The 16,978-nt window shown below is 62.7% G+C and carries 16 protein-coding genes; 8 read left to right on the forward strand and 8 right to left on the reverse strand.

Annotation, left to right across the window (positions count from 1 at the left end):
- Positions 1–7: 7 nt before the first annotated feature.
- From ruvA to OO015_RS01910, 4 genes are all read right to left on the reverse strand, one after another.
- Complete coding sequence (ruvA, locus tag OO015_RS01895; protein WP_265939239.1) at positions 8–583, reverse strand: Holliday junction branch migration protein RuvA; 576 nt, start codon at positions 581–583, stop codon at positions 8–10.
- Positions 580–1,446, reverse strand: coding sequence for an amidohydrolase family protein (locus OO015_RS01900; protein ID WP_265939241.1), 867 nt, complete (start codon positions 1,444–1,446; stop codon positions 580–582). The genes ruvA and OO015_RS01900 overlap by 4 nt, the downstream gene beginning before the upstream one ends.
- Positions 1,443–2,348: a PP2C family protein-serine/threonine phosphatase gene (locus OO015_RS01905; RefSeq protein ID WP_265939243.1), complete on the reverse strand. Its 906-nt coding sequence runs from the start codon at positions 2,346–2,348 to the stop codon at positions 1,443–1,445. The genes OO015_RS01900 and OO015_RS01905 overlap by 4 nt, the downstream gene beginning before the upstream one ends.
- Positions 2,349–3,117: 769 nt before the next feature.
- On the reverse strand, positions 3,118–3,819 hold the full coding sequence (locus OO015_RS01910) for a response regulator transcription factor (protein WP_265939245.1): 702 nt from the start codon (positions 3,817–3,819) through the stop codon (positions 3,118–3,120).
- A gap of 310 nt (positions 3,820–4,129) precedes the next feature.
- Here OO015_RS01910 and OO015_RS01915 point away from each other — a divergent pair, with 310 nt between their 5' ends.
- The 6 genes from OO015_RS01915 to OO015_RS01940 all read left to right on the forward strand — a co-directional run bounded on the left by OO015_RS01915 (position 4,130) and on the right by OO015_RS01940 (position 11,396).
- On the forward strand, positions 4,130–4,711 hold the full coding sequence (locus OO015_RS01915; protein ID WP_265939247.1) for a hypothetical protein: 582 nt from the start codon (positions 4,130–4,132) through the stop codon (positions 4,709–4,711).
- Positions 4,712–5,115: 404 nt separating this feature from the next.
- Positions 5,116–6,852, forward strand: a complete 1,737-nt coding sequence (ilvB, locus tag OO015_RS01920) for a biosynthetic-type acetolactate synthase large subunit (protein ID WP_265939249.1) — start codon at positions 5,116–5,118, stop codon at positions 6,850–6,852.
- Positions 6,846–7,373, forward strand: a complete 528-nt coding sequence (gene ilvN, locus OO015_RS01925; RefSeq protein WP_265939251.1) for an acetolactate synthase small subunit — start codon at positions 6,846–6,848, stop codon at positions 7,371–7,373. Before ilvB ends, ilvN begins: the two co-directional genes overlap by 7 nt.
- Positions 7,374–7,420: 47 nt before the next feature.
- Positions 7,421–8,428, forward strand: coding sequence for a ketol-acid reductoisomerase (gene ilvC, locus OO015_RS01930; RefSeq protein WP_265939253.1), 1,008 nt, complete (start codon positions 7,421–7,423; stop codon positions 8,426–8,428).
- Positions 8,429–8,584: 156 nt separating this feature from the next.
- Complete coding sequence (gene rpsO / locus OO015_RS01935; protein ID WP_265939255.1) at positions 8,585–8,854, forward strand: 30S ribosomal protein S15; 270 nt, start codon at positions 8,585–8,587, stop codon at positions 8,852–8,854.
- Positions 8,855–9,026: 172 nt separating this feature from the next.
- Complete coding sequence (locus OO015_RS01940; protein WP_265939257.1) at positions 9,027–11,396, forward strand: polyribonucleotide nucleotidyltransferase; 2,370 nt, start codon at positions 9,027–9,029, stop codon at positions 11,394–11,396.
- 75 nt (positions 11,397–11,471) lie between these two features.
- Here the strand turns inward: OO015_RS01940 and OO015_RS01945 are convergent, their stop codons facing one another.
- Complete coding sequence (locus OO015_RS01945; protein WP_265939259.1) at positions 11,472–12,536, reverse strand: lysylphosphatidylglycerol synthase transmembrane domain-containing protein; 1,065 nt, start codon at positions 12,534–12,536, stop codon at positions 11,472–11,474.
- Between the two features lie 50 nt (positions 12,537–12,586).
- Between OO015_RS01945 and larE the strand changes: the two genes are divergently transcribed.
- Together larE and OO015_RS01955 are read left to right on the forward strand one after the other, a co-directional pair.
- The gene (gene larE / locus OO015_RS01950) at positions 12,587–13,435 is read left to right on the forward strand and encodes an ATP-dependent sacrificial sulfur transferase LarE (protein WP_265939261.1); all 849 of its coding nucleotides are present in this window, start codon (positions 12,587–12,589) and stop codon (positions 13,433–13,435) included.
- Entirely contained in the window at positions 13,432–13,740 is a 309-nt protein-coding gene (locus OO015_RS01955) for a DUF167 domain-containing protein (RefSeq protein WP_265939263.1), read from the forward strand. Before larE ends, OO015_RS01955 begins: the two co-directional genes overlap by 4 nt.
- Here OO015_RS01955 and OO015_RS01960 read toward each other — a convergent pair.
- From OO015_RS01960 to OO015_RS01970, 3 genes are all read right to left on the reverse strand, one after another.
- On the reverse strand, positions 13,737–14,612 hold the full coding sequence (locus OO015_RS01960) for a glycosyltransferase family 2 protein (protein ID WP_265939265.1): 876 nt from the start codon (positions 14,610–14,612) through the stop codon (positions 13,737–13,739). The genes OO015_RS01955 and OO015_RS01960 overlap by 4 nt on opposite strands.
- Positions 14,609–16,360 carry a cellulase family glycosylhydrolase gene (locus OO015_RS01965; protein WP_265939267.1) on the reverse strand — a complete coding sequence of 584 codons (1,752 nt, stop codon included), beginning with the start codon at positions 16,358–16,360 and terminating at the stop codon, positions 14,609–14,611. The genes OO015_RS01960 and OO015_RS01965 overlap by 4 nt, the downstream gene beginning before the upstream one ends.
- Positions 16,361–16,520: 160 nt before the next feature.
- Positions 16,521–16,973, reverse strand: a complete 453-nt coding sequence (locus tag OO015_RS01970; protein WP_265939269.1) for an FHA domain-containing protein — start codon at positions 16,971–16,973, stop codon at positions 16,521–16,523.
- Between the last annotated feature and the right edge of the window lie 5 nt (positions 16,974–16,978).

Genomic DNA, 16,978 nt, shown 5'->3' on the forward strand with positions numbered 1-16,978 from the left:
AGTTCTTTCATGCCGGAGCGAGATGGCGGAGCGCGGCCACGATGCGCTCTTCGAGTGTCGTGGCTGCCTGCACATCCGGGTGTACAGCGACCGATCGCGCCTCTTGGGCTGTATAGCCCAGCGCCTGCAACGCGGCGACCAAATCGGCATCGATCTCCGCTCCAGCAGCACCCGGAGCGGTTGCTGGCAAGCGACCGCGTAGCTCGAGCACGATACGACTCGCCGTCTTCTTCCCGATACCCGGAGCGCGTGCCAGCTGGTCGACGCGTTCCTCGCGGATCCATTCGGCGATGTGCTCCACAGGAGCCAGCGACAGGAGGCTCAGTGCAGCCCGAGGCCCGACACCGCTGACGGAGAGGAGGGAGAGAAAGAGCTCCAGTTCGGCCTCCGTTCGGAAGCCGTAGAGTGCGAGTTCCTCCTCGCGCACCTGGAGATGGGTGACGAGTTCTACCTCGTCCCCCGGATCACCAACTTCCTGGAACATCGTCGCTGGAGTCTGCACACGAAAGATGACGCCATTGACATCCAGCAGGATTTCGCCCGGTCGCTTGGCAACCAGCCGACCACGGAGACCGCGGATCACGCGCGCTTTCCCCCCAGCGAGAGCCCGTAGACACGCGCCGCATTGTGAGCCAGGATGTTGGTGAGTTCTGCCTCGTGCAATCCACCCTCGACACGGACACGCTCGAGGAAGCGCTTCTGTTTGAGCACAGGGAAGTCGCTGGCGAAGAGGACGCGATCGGCTCCGACCAGGTCAGCCACGAGGCGGAATACCCGGAAACGGTACAGGTACGTGCTCGCAGCCGAGTCATACACGACGTTCGCAGTTACCCGTGCGACCTCCGGCATGAGCTCGTAGAAGGGTAGCCCACCTCCCCAGTGAGCGGCCACGACCGTCAGTTCCGGGAAACGCTCGACGAAACGGATGAATCGCTGTGGCCAGGCTGTCCCCTTCCCCGCATAGTCGTGCCCGAGCGGTTCACTGACATGCGCCATGATCGCCCGATGCTCGACGAGACACACCTCGACGAGTCCAGCCAGCGCTTCCGGTTCGTCCCAGCTGAACCCCTGAGCGTCGGCATTCAGCTCCCCGATGCCGCAGGCACCGAGCCGGAAGGAGCGCAATGCTTCCCCCGGTGCGTGTCGATCATGGGGCACCACTGTGGCTAGCCAGGCGATACGGCCGCCACTGCGAGCAGCGGCGTCGGCGAGATAATCGTTGTGATACGCGCAGAGACCGGGATCTGCCCAAGGGAAGCCAGCGGCGATCGAGACGTGCACACCGGCCTCCTCCATCGAGGTGAGTAAGTCCTCGGCCGTCGCGAGTCGGGCCCGTTCGTTTCGATACAGGTGATGGAACCAGGGGTCGCGGTCGCAGAATGCCTGCCGGTCTCGCACGATCTCCGGCGGGAAAATATGCACGTGGGCGTCAACCACCCAGTTCATCCACCATACCCCAAGCTCAGAATGACACCGATGATCGCGATGAACACGACCAGCCCGAGGACGATGAGAACGATCATCCAGCGGTTGCCGGTGGACTCTTCAGCTTGCTGTTCGGCCTCATGGATATGCGGTGGTTTCAACCAGGCGACCACAGCTGAGGCATTGTCTTGACTGCCTCGCTCGATCGCTCGCTCGACGAGGAGGCGCGCGGCACGGTCCGGCTCTTCGCTGAGGACGATCATCGCCAGCTCCTCGTCAGTCAAGACGTCATGCACTCCATCCGACGTCAGCACCACGCGATCATCACTCATGAGACGGATCTCGAAGATATCGACGTCGACTTTCGGTCTATAGCCGAGCGCGCGCGTGATCACGTTCCGGTACGAACTGCCACGCGCTTCCTCCTGTGTCATGAGCCCCGCTTCGACCTGCTCCGCGACGAGCGAATGGTCGCGCGTGATCCGCGTCGGCCGTCGAGCTCGGATCAGATAGGCGCGTGAGTCCCCCACATTGGCCACCACGAGCGCGTCACCCCGAATCACCGCCGCAACGAGTGTGGTGCCCATCAGTTGTTCTTCACCATGGGGTTGCCACTCGCGCAGGATCCGCTCGTTGGCTCGCCGGAACGCTTGCTGCAAGCGCGTGGCGATCTCGGCGCGCTCGACCGGCGCAGCATAGTACTCCTCGCGGAGCGTCTCGATCGCGATGTGGGCAGCCACTTCTCCGCTGCGATAGCCCCCCATCCCGTCGGCCACCGCGAGAAGCACGCCATCCTGCTGTGCCTCCGGACTCGCCGGATCGACGACGAGAACGGCATCCTCGTTCTGTTCTCGCACCGGACCGGGATCGGTTGCCGCCCCCACCAGAAGAGTCGTTTCGCGCACTCGCGTCCGTGCAGTCACGGTCGACGCACCCTTCCTCCCGCATATCGCGCTCAAGTATGGGGTGCCGGAGAAGGGCTCGCAACAGCTCACCGCCTATTGTGCACACTGCTCAGGCGAAGTTATCTCGCGCAGGCATGTTCTGTCACGATGTCGTAATACCCTCGGCCCCGCTGGTGGCTAGGCTAGAGACGTGCGGGAAGCACGCCTCGCACGATCGGGAGGCGAGCGATGACGACCACACTCGTGTTACCAGAGGTACCTGCGAAGTCCTGGGTCGAGGAGTGCGTCTGCGGATACACACTCCGGTATTCTGTCGATCAGCCAGCGCCAAACCAGTGGGTTGCCGTCGGGCTCCTGTACGTCGCCGGTCGAACGATTTTTCTCGCGATGTCCGCTCCGTCCGAAGCGGCCGCCCTCGCGGGTTTGCATGCTCGGGTGATCGAACGTATCGATCGCGAGGCCGCGGCTTCCTCGCGCGGCATCGAGCTCTACGCGAGCGATTACAGAAACGATGCTGCGTTGGCCGCCTCACAGTCTCATTCACCGGGCATGGATGGCACACGTCTTCCGTGAACTCCCTACCCTTGCTTATGCTGGGCTGGCGACCGGCACTGGCTCAAGTACGCGTGAACCGACTGGGTAGTTTCATTCCGAGGCGACTTCCCTCAACACGCAAGTGAGACGCCACGCCCAGTCTGACGACGCGTAGGCTGCCATGAGGCTCCCAACGCACTGCTTTCGCCGCCGAGTGACGCCACCACCAACTCGCTCCACAGGAGCGAGTTGCTCAGTTAGCCGCGACGAGCGGTTCAGCGAGAAGATACCCGAGCCCAGGGCGCGTCAGGATGATCCGGTGGGGTTCGGCTTCGTCTCGCAGCTTGGCGCGGAGCCGGCTCACCCACGTGCGTAGGTAGTACGTTTCTCGAGCGAATTCCGGCCCCCACACGTGCGTCAACAGCTCGGCATGACGCATCACGCGCCCCGGACTGCGAGCCAGTTGCTCGAGTAACGCCCATTCGGTCCGGCTGAGTTGCACTTCTTGACCGTCGACGTAAACGCGACGCTTGCCGAGATCGATCGTGACGCCATCGTACTCTAGGACGAGACACCGGCGCTCCGCGGAACAGCTGCGCCGCAACACTGCGCGCACGCGTGCCAACAACTCATCGAGATGGACCGGCTTCGTGACGACATCGTCAGCCCCAGCCTCGAGCGCACGAATGCGCTCCTGGCGTGATGCATCCTGGGAAATCACGATAAGCGGCACGTCGGAAGACGAACGCAGCTCCTGGAGCATCGCGAGCCCTTTACGGCTCGACACAACGGTATCCAAGAGCACCAGATCGGGACCATGACGATCCAGCACTGCGAGCGCACCGCGCACCGATTCCTCGACGAGGACACAATACCCGTTCGTCTGCAGCGACGTCGTCAGTAGACGCTGCAGAGCCAGATCGTCGCTGACGATCAGGACAAGCAGCTTCCCCATGAACACACCCCACCGTCCCGTCACGAAAGGACGGACACATTCCGAACTGTCGACCCACCCCGCAGCATTCATCGTACCGATCGCTCTAGGCACGGTCAAGCTCTGCATGACGCATCCGAGCACAGGTGAGTGAAAGCACAACGAGCCGGAACGGACAGCACGCAGCATCGAGGCCGCTCGTGCCTGCCGGAATCACCCAGATCAGCGGCCTGTGTTGCGTTTCGGGAATGAAACAGCTGACTCCCCGAGGTTGCACGCCCAGCATCTGATCTCGCATACTGGCGCTCGGCTCAGAGTTGAGGAGCGACCGATGGCCGATCCGATCGGAACGCGCCTACCCAACGAATCGCACGTCCTCTTGCGCCTGAGCGGTGCTCGTGAGCAGCTGGCGATCCTGCGCGAGGCACTCCGCACGCAGCGGCAGGTAGTTGCCGAAGCGGCAGCCTGTGCGGTCGTCGACCAGGCGATGAAGTCGGTCACCGCCGCGCTGCACGGCTTCAACCTTCTGCTTCCGCAGCCACTCCCGGCTGAACGGGTCAACTGGCGAAACTTGCGAGCACGCTTCGTCGCCGTCCAGGCCGAGAGCGCTGTCCTCGATCTGCTCGACGAGCATCTCCGCCCACGGGCTGGATGGCTCTGGTGGCTGGAGCGTAAGGAGCACGCGAGCGCGTTCGCACCGCTCCTCCGTTTCGACCCCGACGCCAGCTCCGTCGCCGTGTGGCGGGATCCGCTCGATCCCACGCTCGGGACGGAAGCCGGAACACCGGAGGAATACTTCTCCGGGATCCTCGATCGAATCGACGATCTGGTCCGCGAGATCGGGCGTCTGGCGCGTCGCGACGTGGACACCTTCCGCCAAGCTGCCCGCCGCCAGCCAGGACGAATTGCCTGATTGTCTGCTCCAGCCTCACGGCCTGTCGAGCCATTCGTGCGCGAGTATGTCGACAACGGGCACTCGGACGTTCCGCTTCTCGATCTTGACAGCATTCCACGCTTCTGGTAGGCTGCAAGAGAGTGACAGAGAGCCTCGGGAGGACGATCCCTGTGAGCCGTCGACTTGTGAAGAGTGTTGAAGCAACCACAAGGCGCAGTACCGCGCAGGGATCGGTCATGCATGCTCCCGACTGCCGCAGTGCGCTCGCACTCCCGGTAGTAGGCATTCTCGTACTTACGGGCCTGCCGTCGGCGGGAGGCTGAGCGAGCGCACGATACCGGAAACGAAAACGATGCGCATCGCGAGCCTCCCCAAGCGGGAGGCTCATGGTGTATCAGGGATGGCGAAGGGAGGACAAAGAGATGGCGATCGAGACACGCGAGCGCCCTCGCGTCAGTGAGGAACCACAGCGCGAACCGCAACTGGGTGCCCACCTGGTGCTGCAAGCACTGGTGCGTGAGGGAGTGGAGGTGATCTTCGGGTATCCAGGTGGCGCGATCCTGCCTGTGTACGATGCGCTCCCGTATTACCCGATTCACCACGTGCTGGTGCGTCACGAGCAGTCGGCTGCGTTCGCCGCCGACGGCTACGCACGGGCGACCGGCAAAGTGGGCGTCTGCATGGCGACCTCAGGACCAGGTGCAACGAATCTGGTAACCGGCATCGCGAACGCGATGATGGATTCCATACCGATCGTGGCGATCACGGGTCAGGTGCCACAGAGCGTGATCGGTATGGATGCCTTTCAAGAAACGGACATCACAGGTATCACGCTGCCGATCACGAAATACAACCTGGTCATCCGCAGTGTCGACGAGATCGGTCCCGCGATCCAGAAAGCGTTTTACCTCGCCCGCACCGGTCGCCCTGGCCCGGTGTTGGTCGACATTCCCAAGGACGTCCAGCTCACCAAGGGGTTTCTCGCACCGCGCCAGGAACTCAATCTCCCAGGGTACCGGCCGACCATCGTGCCGCATCGCCGCCAGATTCGCCGGGCCGCAGAACTCATCCGTCGGGCAGAGCGACCGCTCATCCTGGCCGGGCACGGCATCATCATCAGTGGGGCGACCGAGGAACTGGTCCGTTTCGCTGAGCGTACGCAGATCCCGGTCGGCCTGACGCTCCTCGGTATCGGCGGCTTCCCTGCTTCCCATCCACTCTGCCTCGGCATGGTCGGCATGCACGGTCACGCACACGCCAACCGCGCGATCCACGAAGCCGACCTCATCATCGGGATCGGCATGCGCTTCGATGACCGAGTGACGGGTCGCCCGAGCGAGTTCGCGCCGAACGCTCGGATCATCCACATCGACATCGATCCAGCGGAAATCGGCAAGGTGCTGAAGACGGAAGTTCCGGTGGTGGGCGACGCACGGGAGGCACTGCGTCTTCTGCTCGAGGAAATCGAGCCACTGGAACACGAGGATTGGCTCAGCCAGATCCGGAGCTGGTATCGACCGATCCGCACCGAGCCGTCCGGACCGGATGGCGTGCTGCAACCACAGTACGTGATCGCACGCCTGCACGCCCTCACCGAAGGCAAGGCTATCGTCACCACCGATGTCGGCCAGCACCAGATGTGGACAGCCCAGCTCTATCGTTGTGACATACCCAAGCAGTGGATCAGCTCCGGCGGCCTCGGCGCCATGGGCTTCGGTGTGCCATCGGCGATGGGCGCGGCGATCGGTCGTCCTGAGGCTGAAGTATGGGCGGTCGTCGGGGACGGTGGCGTCCAGATGACACTCAACGAGTTCGCAACCATCGTCGATGAGCAGTTGAACGTAAAGGTGGCCATCATCAACAACGGCTATCTCGGAATGGTGCGGCAGTGGCAGCAGCTCTTCCACAACCGGAACTATTCCGAGACACCGATCTCGAGCCCCGACTACGTGCTGCTCGGCCAGGCCTACCGCATGCCGGCCCGCCGCGTGACGCGGCCCGGCGAGGTCGATGAGGCCATCCAGTGGGCACGGTCGTTCCGGGGACCGGCACTGATCGAGTTCGTGGTCAACCAGGAAGAGAACGTCTATCCGATGATCCCGTCCGGTGGTTCCTTCCGCGATATGATCGACGATACTCAGATCGAGGGGGAATGGTGACGGTGCGCAGCCATACACTCGTGGTGCTGGTCGAAGATAAGCCGGGTGTGATGAACCGGATCGTCAGCTTGTTCCGGCAGCGTGGTTTCAACATCGATTCGATCGCTGTCGGTCACTCGGAGACGCCGGGGCTGTCGCGGATCACGCTGGTAGCGCAGGGGGATGACCGCAAGATCGAGCAGCTCGTCAAACAGCTGTACAAGATTCTCGAAGTGATCAAGATCACCGACGTCACCGACGACAACCCGATCCAGCGGGAACTGGCCTTGATCAAGGTGACCGCAACGGAACGCAACCGGAGCGACATCATCCGCCTGGTGACCGATGTCTACCAGGCACGCATCGTCGACGCGACGCCTGATTCGCTCGTGATCGAAGTCACCGGATCGCCGGAGAAGGTCGACTCGCTCATCACGATGGTGCGCTCCTACGGTATCAAGGAGATCGCACGCTCTGGCGTGATCGCCATGGCCCGCGGCGCTCGCGTCGTTGCGCCGGCCGCACAACCCGTAGTAGCATGACGACGATGCTGACATGATCGCTTGTCGGATGGAGGGCAAGAGAACCGATGGCAACCATTTACTACGATAAGGATGCTGATCTCAAGTACCTCGAAGGGAAAACGGTCGCGATTCTCGGCTATGGAAGCCAGGGGCATGCCCATGCGCAGAACCTGCGCGACAGCGGTGTCCAGGTCATCGTCGGTCTGCACGAGGGCAGCCGCAGCCGGGAGCGTGCCCAGAACGATGGCTTCGAGGTCGTGACACCACGCGAAGCCGCGGCACGTGCTGACATCATCTCGATGCTCATGCCCGATCATGTGCAGAAGGGGGTCTACGAGGAAAGCGTTGCTCCCGAGCTGAAACCGGGCAAACTCCTCATGTTCGCGCACGGCTTCAATATCCATTACGGACGGATCGTTCCCCCGGCTGACGTCGATGTCGCGATGGTCGCACCGAAGAGTCCGGGACACATCCTGCGTGACCTCTATGTTCAGGGTATCGGCGTCCCGGCTCTGCTCGCTGTCCACCAGGACGCCAGTGGTCAAGCCAAGCAGATCGCCCTAGCCTACGCCAAAGGACTGGGCTGCACCAAAGCGGGCGTCATCGAGACGACGTTCAAGGAAGAAACAGAAACCGATCTCTTCGGTGAGCAGGCCGTGCTCTGCGGAGGCGTCAGCCATCTCATTCAGGCCGGGTTCGAGACGCTGGTCGAAGCAGGCTATCAACCGGAGATCGCCTATTTCGAGGTCCTCAACGAACTCAAGCTGATCGTCGATCTCATCTACGAGGGTGGCTTGAAGTTCATGCGGTACTCGGTGAGCGATACGGCCGAGTACGGTGACTACGTGAGCGGCCCGAAGATCATCGACGACCACGTGCGCGAGACGATGCACCAGATTCTCCAGGACATTCAGACCGGGCGCTTCGCACAGCAGTGGATCCAGGAGAACGAGGCTGGGCGCCCCAACTTCTACCGCCTGCGCGAGGAGCACCTCAAGCACCCGATCGAGGAGGTCGGCGAGCGGCTCCGCGCGATGATGCCCTGGCTCAAGCAGCGGCAAATTCCATCGTAAGCGACGGAGCGGCCGAGCGGAACGCTCCGCTGGTGGCCGCGGAGCGCTCCGCTCGCGCTTCGCATGCCTTCCGACAGGAAACGTTTCTGCTATACTGCAACTGTTGTGAGTGGAGAAGCGCTGATTGCGCAGAGCGATCGGGGGATTCGCACAGCGATGGCGTTGTACAAGGCGCAAAAGGCTGCGATCATCGAGCAATTCCGCCAGCACGAGAACGATACAGGCTCTCCCGAGGTGCAGATCGCGCTTTTGACCGAGCGTATCAATATCCTGACCGAGCACCTGCGTGAACACAAGCACGACTACCATTCACGCCGCGGCCTCATGAAGCTCGTCGGCCAACGACGCAGACTGCTGCGCTACCTGAAGCGGACCGATGCCGACCGGTACAAGGCACTCATCGAGCGACTTGGCCTCCGCGGATAATCGCGGCGGCGGTCACAATACGGCTGATCACGTAGGGTGCAACGCGATCCGCCGCACCCACAACGGTCGAAAGCGTTCCCGCGCAGACCGGCCCAGGGTTCGACTCCCTGGGCCAATTCGTTGCACCGCATCCGAAATGGGCGAATCCTGACAGCCGGAGGAGTGTGAGAACATGCCACCAGTCATCCATGAGCGTTCGATCGAAGTCGCAGGCAGAACCTTGACGATCGAAACCGGACGAGTCGCCGAACAAGCGGACGGCGCGGTCCTCGTGCGGTACGGTGAAACCGTCGTGCTCACGACTGTCGTCGGAGCCAAACAACCGGTTGAGGGTATCGACTTCTTCCCCCTCACGGTGGAATACGAAGAGAAAATGTACGCGGCAGGGAAAATCCCTGGTGGGTTTTTCCGTCGTGAAGGTCGCCCGTCCGAGCAAGCCATCCTGGCCGCACGGCTGACCGACCGACCGATCCGGCCACTCTTTCCGAAAGGCTATCGTAACGAAGTTCAGGTCATTTCCACCGTGCTCTCGGCCGACCAGGAGAACGAGCCCGACGTCCTTTCGATGATCGGTGCGTCGGCAGCGCTCACGCTTTCGGATATCCCCTGGTACGGGCCGGTCGGAGCGGTACGCATCGGCGAACTCAACGGCGAACTCGTCGTGAATCCGACGAGTCACCAGCTCCTCGAGAGCACGATGGACATCGTCGTCGCCGGCACAGCCGATGCGATCTTGATGGTCGAAGGCCAGGCAGACGAGATCAGCGAGGACCGTTTCATCGAAGCTGTTGTCCTCGCCCACGAAGAGATCAAGCGCATCGTCGCGATGCAACTCGAGCTGCAAGCCGTCGCGGGGAAGCCCAAGCGGGAGTTCGTGCCACCGCAGGAGAATCTCGCACTCAAACAGCAGATCGCCGAGTATCTCGGTGATCGTCTCCGCCAGGCTGTTTTCAACCCTGACAAGACGCTCCGCGTCGAGGCAACCGCAGCACTCCGCGAGGAGGTCATCGCTCATTTCGTACCGGCCGAAGCACAGCCCTCACCCGTTCCCATCGCGGGTGTCCCGACTACGAAAGAAGTCGGTGACCTCTTCGATTCGCTCGTGAAGGAGCTGGTCCGTCGCACTATTCTCGACCAGGGTGAACGTCCCGATGGGCGTCGCCCAGACGAGATCCGAGAAATCTGGATCCAGGTCGGTGTTTTACCGCGACCGCACGGATCGGCGCTCTTCACGCGCGGGCAGACGCAGGTGCTCACTGTCTGCACGCTGGGCACGAAGGAAGAGGAGCAGTTCCTCGATACGCTCGGCATCGAGGAGACCAAGCGATACATGCATCACTACAACTTCCCACCGTTCAGTACCGGCGAGATCCGTCGCCTGCGCGGGCCGAGCCGCCGAGATATCGGTCACGGCGCGCTGGCTGAACGAGCGCTCCTCGCTGTCCTGCCGAGCGAGGAGGAGTTTCCCTACACGATGCGCCTCGTCTCGGAAGTCCTCAGCTCCAATGGCTCGACTTCGATGGCCAGCGTCTGCGGATCGAGTCTCGCGCTGATGGACGCGGGTGTGCCGATCCGCAAGCCGGTCGCAGGCGTAGCCATGGGCCTGGTGACCGATCCGGAGACCGGACGCTATACGATCTTGACCGACATTCAGGGAATCGAAGATGCGCTGGGCGACATGGACTTCAAGGTCGCCGGGACACGCGACGGCATCACGGCCATTCAGATGGATATCAAGGTCATGGGCATCACGCCACAGATCATGCGCGATGCCCTCGAACAGGCACGTCGCGGGCGACTGTACATCCTCGACAAGATGTGCGAGGTGATCGACGCACCGCGGCCAGAGATGTCACCGTACGCGCCGCGCGTCATCCGCATCAAGATCAAGCCGGAACAGATCGGGGAGGTGATCGGTCCGGGCGGCCGCGTCATCCGTGCCATTCAGGAGCAGACCGGCAGCAAGATTTCGATCGAAGAGGACGGCACCGTCTTCATCACCGCAGCCAACGAGGACAGCGCACGCCGTGCGGTCCGCGAAATCGAACGCCTCACTCGCGTGCCGGAGGTGGGCGAGATCTTCTACGGTCGTGTCGTGACGATCATCCCGTCCGGTGCCTTCGTCGAAATCCTCCCTGGCAAAGACGGCTTCCTGCATATTTCCGAAATCGCACCTGGTCGTGTCCGTTCCGTCGAGGATGTCCTCAAGGTCGGCCAGGAAATCAACGTCATGGTCATCGGCGTTCGCCCCGACGGGAAAATCAACCTCTCGCGTAAGGCGCTCCTCGAGAAGGAAGCGGCCGAACAAGCTGCCGCTACCGCAACCCCGGCCGATGGACGGAGTGCCCAGTCGCGGACACCACAGCGACCAGGAGCGTCCGGTAGTCGTCCCGACCGCCAGGGACCACCGCCAGGCAAACCGGAACCTCGGGGCCCGAACCGGCCAGCGCGGCCACAGGCCAAGCGCCCCGGACCACCTCCCGGTCAGTACCGGATCGGGGACCGACTCAAGGAACTCCTCGGTGACGAGGACGCCAGCTGAGTTCGCGTCAGAAAACCCCTGAAAAGGAACTCGCTTGCGGTCGAGCCGGGTTTTGGATCGACCGCTCTTGTGTCTTCATCGCTCGCTCGAGTCGAGAAGCTGTGCGACCACCGCTCCCTGGCGCGGTTGCAGTGGAAGGAACCGTAGAACCTTTCTCTGCAGCCACAGGAGCGCAGCACAGCCGCTCAGGACACCGAACCAGAGGGTACCGAAGCGGATCAGCACGGTCGCCGTCGCTGCCTCAGCGGGCGTCATCCCAGGGCGAAGGAGCAACAGCAATCCAGTGATTCCCGCCTCCGCCGCCCCAAGACCGCCAGGAAGCAGGGACAACGCTCCTGCGATCGACGAGACAGAGAGAACGAACGTCGCCACTGCCAAGAGTTCGACGCTCGGTTCAGCTCCGACACCGATCAGGATGACGAACAAGCCGAGACATTCCAGCGACCACGAGAAGATGCTCAAGCCGCTCGTGGCCACCAGCCGACGCCAGCGAAGAATCGCCCGCGTTGCATCGTAGAGCCCATTCAGTGCCTCCGCCCGGCTCCGCAAGAGCGGTGCGCGCGCAGCGAGTCGCAAGAACGGGCGCGCGACGCGTTCCTCCTGGACCAACCACAATCCAGCCAGCACCATCCCAGCGAGCACCACGAGCGGCTGCCAACCACCGAGCCCACCGAAGCCAGCGACGAGCGCGAGGATCAGCATCGCGATACCGTCCGTCAAGCGTTCGACCGCGACGACCGGCACCACCGGTGCGACCGGCCCGCCCCCCAGTCGTGCGACGAGGAACGCCTTGATCCATTCACCGACTTTCCCCGGTGTGATCGACATCGCGAAGCCACTCAAGAACACGGCGAGACTCTGCGAGCGCCGAAGGCGCGGCGCACCGACCCACCGCAGGTACAACTCCCACTTCACGAACCGGCAGGCGTAATTTCCCGCAGTCAGAAGGAGGACGAGTGGGAAGAGCGACCAGTCGAAGTGCCGCAAGGCCGGGAGCACCCGGCGGAGGTCACTGAGCACCATCAGCCCCGCGACGATGACGATACCGAAGACGATACCGAGTACGATACGTCCCCACAGACGCTCGACTCCGACCGTCGCGTGCGACGTGGTTGGGCTGTTCGTTTCCTGCTGCACCACCTGTGCTACCCTTGTCATCCGGTGCCGAAAAGGTACGATCGGAGCACCGTATGCGAGACGAGCTCCGCGCCAAGTATGAACGATTGCTGGAACGACTCCGAGCCCTCGGCTCGGTCGTTGTTGCCTTCAGTGCTGGCGTCGATTCGACACTCTTGCTCTACGCTGCTCGCCAGGCGCTGGGCGAACGGGTGCTGGCGGCCACCGGTCTTTCCGAGACATACCCCGAGGAGGAAATCGCCGAGGCGCGCCAGCTCGCCGAAGAACTCGGCGTCCGCCACGTGCTCATCCGGACCGAGGAGCTGACCGACCCACGTTACACGATGAATTCCCACCAGCGCTGCTATTTTTGCAAGAACGAGCTGTACGGGAAGCTACGCGCACTCGCGGCCGCCGAGGGATTCGCGGCAGTCGTCGACGGGACGAATGCTGACGACTTGCACGACTACCGCCCGGGCCTCCGCGCTGCTCGCGATCTCGGTGTCGCTCATCCACTGGCTGAGGTGGGACTGACCAAGCAGGAAATCCGCGAACTGAGCCGGGAATTCGGCCTCCGGACCTGGGACAAGCCCGCCTATGCCTGCCTCTCCTCGCGCTTTCCTTACGGTACGCCGATCACAGTCGAGAAGCTCAGACAGGTGGCGGCGGCGGAGCGAGCATTGCGCGAACTCGGCTTCCGCGGCTTTCGCGTTCGACACCATGACACACTCGCACGCCTGGAACTGCAGCCTGGGGACCTTCCGCGAGCCCTCGAGTTGCGGGAAGAGATCGTCGAGCGGCTGCGCTCGGTCGGATACGAGTTCGTCACCCTCGACCTCGAGGGTTATCGAAGCGGCAGCTTCAACCGCGCTCTGCCCGAACGACTCGTCACGCATGGACGGGAGAAAGCTGGTAGTCGATGAGCCTGCGCCTCAGTGAGCAGCCCGACGGTAGTCTGGAATTCTGGGTACACGTGCAACCACGAGCAGCGCAGACAACACTCGTCGGAATCCGCGACGGAGCCCTGGTCGTCCGAATATCGTCACCGCCAGTCGACGACGCAGCGAACGAAGCACTCCGCCGTTTCCTCGCCGGGTTGCTCGACGTCCCGTATCGCTCCGTCACGATCACGGCGGGTGCCCGAAGCCGACGTAAGCGCGTGCGCGTCATGGGTATACGTGCATCGGTCCTCCGCTCGCGGCTCGGCGCATTCGACGCGAATGGCTAACGCTCGTCTTTCCGGATGAATCGCCGCAGCATCCACCATGCGGCGGAAAGACCGAGCAACGCCAAAGCACCAGCCCGGACCACCTGTGCGGATCGGGGTTGCGGACGACCACGCCCGAGCCCCTGTGGAGGTCGGTACCAGAGTAGCAGCCACCAGAGCTGGAGCACCTCCCGCATCGCCCGCAGGATGACGCGCACACTGCCGCCTGAAGGCTCGCCGCTCAACCGTGGATAGTGGTGTACTCCCACTTCGACGATGGTGGCACCAGCACGCTGAGCTTTCGCGAGGAGTTCCGTATTGACCAGTGCCCCGTTCATGCGGAGATCGAGCGCACGGACGAGGTCGCCGCGCAAGACCTTGAACGCACAGTCGATATCACGCACGGTGATTCCGAAGAGCAAACGCATCGCCGCATTGAACAGCGCAGCATAGACTAACCGGATCCAGGGATCGCGACGCCGGACACGGTACCCGGCTACGATATCGGCATGCGGCAAGAATGGTGCGAGGTGCGCGAAATCCGCCGGATCGAACTGCTGATCGGCGTCCATGAACATGACGAGCTCACCGTGACTCGCCGCGAACCCCGAGCGCAACGCCGCACCATAGCCGCGATTGACCGGATGGTGAACCACCCGGATGCGTTGGTCTTCGCGAGCGAGCCGCTCGGCGATCTCATCGGTTCCGTCTCGACTGCCGTCATCGACGATAATGATTTCGAAGCGCTCGACCAATTCCGGGAGCACAGCCAGTGCACGTCGAACGACTGCTTCGAGATTCGCTGCCTCGTTGTACGCTGGCAGAACGAGCGAGAGGCTGCCACGCACTGGCAGCACTCCCGCCCGCTCACCGTCCACGCGCTGTTCCCTCATTTCGGCATCTCCTGCAGAGCCCGATAGGCCGGTCGCGGACTCCAGTCGGTGTACACGACTGACCAGGGAAACTTCTCGTCACTGGGATCGGTGATGGTGCTGAAATTGAGGTTCCACACGAGCATCACACCGACCCATGGCCATTCGGTCCGCGCGATTTCGAACGCCCGCACCAGGTACTGGGCCTGCTGTTGCTCGCTGATGTAGTTCCCATACTCGTACCCGGGCGCCTGGTTGGCCGTCGACCACCCGAATTCGGTCAGCCAAACCTGCTTCGCGGCGTCCCCGTTCTCCACCATGACCTGCCGCAACTGCTCCGCGCGCCGGAAATAGAAGCTCGGGTGGTCCAGCCAACCTGGGCCGGGACCGGGCCGATCTGGCCACAGCGTATCAGGTGGGTTGAGCGTTCCGCCCGGATGCGTCGCGAGATGATCGAAGTACTGCTTCACTTCACCGTTGTTATAGGCGTACACCATACGGAGGTATTCGACATCGTCGATCGCGATCGATGGATCCATGACTCCCGTGGGCGTCAAGCCGCCGAACAGCACGATCGCGCGCGGATCGGACTTCTTGATTCCCTGGTACGCCACCTTCAGGAGGTTCACGTATCGCCCCACGTCGACATGTCCACCAGTCTCGTAGGCGAGGTTCTGCTCGTTCCAGATTTCCCACGCATGGACCTTTCCAGCATAGCGCTTGGCGAGGAACTCCATGAGTTTTCCATAGGAGGACGGGTCAGCCGGCATCATCCCGTTCGGATCCACCCACGTCGGAGGCGGTCCCACCACGCTGACGACGATCTTGACACCGTTCGCAGCTGCCGTGCCGATGATACGATCGAGAGCGTGCGTATCGTAGCGCCCTGGGCGCGTCTCGATGTCCCGCCAGATTGCCTGGAAGCGGATCCAGGAAAAGCCGGCTCCCTTTACCAGATCCATGGTTCGTTGGTTGAAGCCATCTCCGTCATGGTCGCCCCGCCAGGCGATGTTGAATCCATAGCCGACATGTGGGCCGTATTGCCGGTTGCGGATCGGATCGTACGGCGGCAGAGCTGGATCCTGCCGGGCGAGCGCCTCCTGAGGCGCTCCTCGCACTGCCAGATACTCTCGTCCGAGCAGGCCGAGCAGCACTTCATACGGCGTACCGGCATATTCGGGGTGATACTCGAAACGCGCCCGCTCGAAATACTGAACCGTGTGCACCGCCCCGTCACCAGCCGGCGGGGGCGGGTTCTGTTCGGAAAATTCCTCAGACAAGGGCAGGCCGAAGACCCGCCAGCCGCCGTAGCGATCCCAGTACGCCTTGAAACCGAACGCCAGGGAGTGTCGAGTTTCTGGGAAATAGCGGCGGTCTCTCGTGTCGGGGAACCACTCGATCGGGCGGAAGGGTTCCTCGTCCTCGCGTCCGCTCACTCGCCAGGCTCCCACCCGGACGAGTTGCACTTCATCCTCGGTTCCGGCGGACTCGGGGTGATACTCGAAGACCGCCCGTTCGAAGTATTGTCGCCAGTAGCCGTCCTGCTTGAAAACACCGGTGATCGGGTAACCGAAGATGAAGAGACCGCCGTGCGTCTCCCAGAAACGGCGGAAGGGTCCTTGTACCCAGAAGCCTGTCTCGGAAAAGTAACGCGGCATTTCCAAATCTTCGGGAACGCTCGGTGCAGCTGCTCGAACGGGTAGCGGAGACGCAGGGGCGACCGAGCCGAGCAGCAGCCATACCAGCGCGAGGCAACGCAGGATTTTCACCAATCCCCCCTTCCCCTGAAGGTCGACCCCTGTACGGCTACCGAAACATGCTGCCGGACAAGACACAAGAGAAGCGGCCAGCTACCCGCTTCTCCTGCTCCCCGTTTTCCCTCATCCTAGCATCGGGAGTACACTCCTGCACGCACTCGCAAGCTGCCGTTCAGGGTGCCAGCACCAAACGGACATCACCGAGTTCGATCACATCCCCGTACCGCAGACCAGTCGGCGCCGTGACCGGTCGGCCGTTCACGCGCGTACCGTTCGTGCTCTTCAAATCGGTGATCCACCAGCGACCATGCTCCCAGGTGAGCTGCGCGTGTTCCGTCGAAACGAACGCATCATCGAGTCGGATCGTGCACGAAGGGTGACGCCCGATCACGGTCACTGGATCGAGCGGTAACCGCGTACCGGGACGGAGCCCAGTCGTACCCGGCGACTGGACGATGAGATGGCCAGGCGGGCCACCACCCTCGCTGCTGCTGCTCGCCACAGCGGCCAGTTCACGAATCGTGATCCGCGCGATGAGGAAAATGAAAAAGTACAGCAGGAACGCGAAGACCAAACGGAGGAGCAGGACGAACCACTCGAACGGCAGCTGAACGAACCCGTCCATCCGGC

The sequence above is a fragment of the Thermomicrobium sp. 4228-Ro genome, from assembly GCF_026241205.1.
GTDB lineage: Bacteria > Chloroflexota > Chloroflexia > Thermomicrobiales > Thermomicrobiaceae > Thermomicrobium.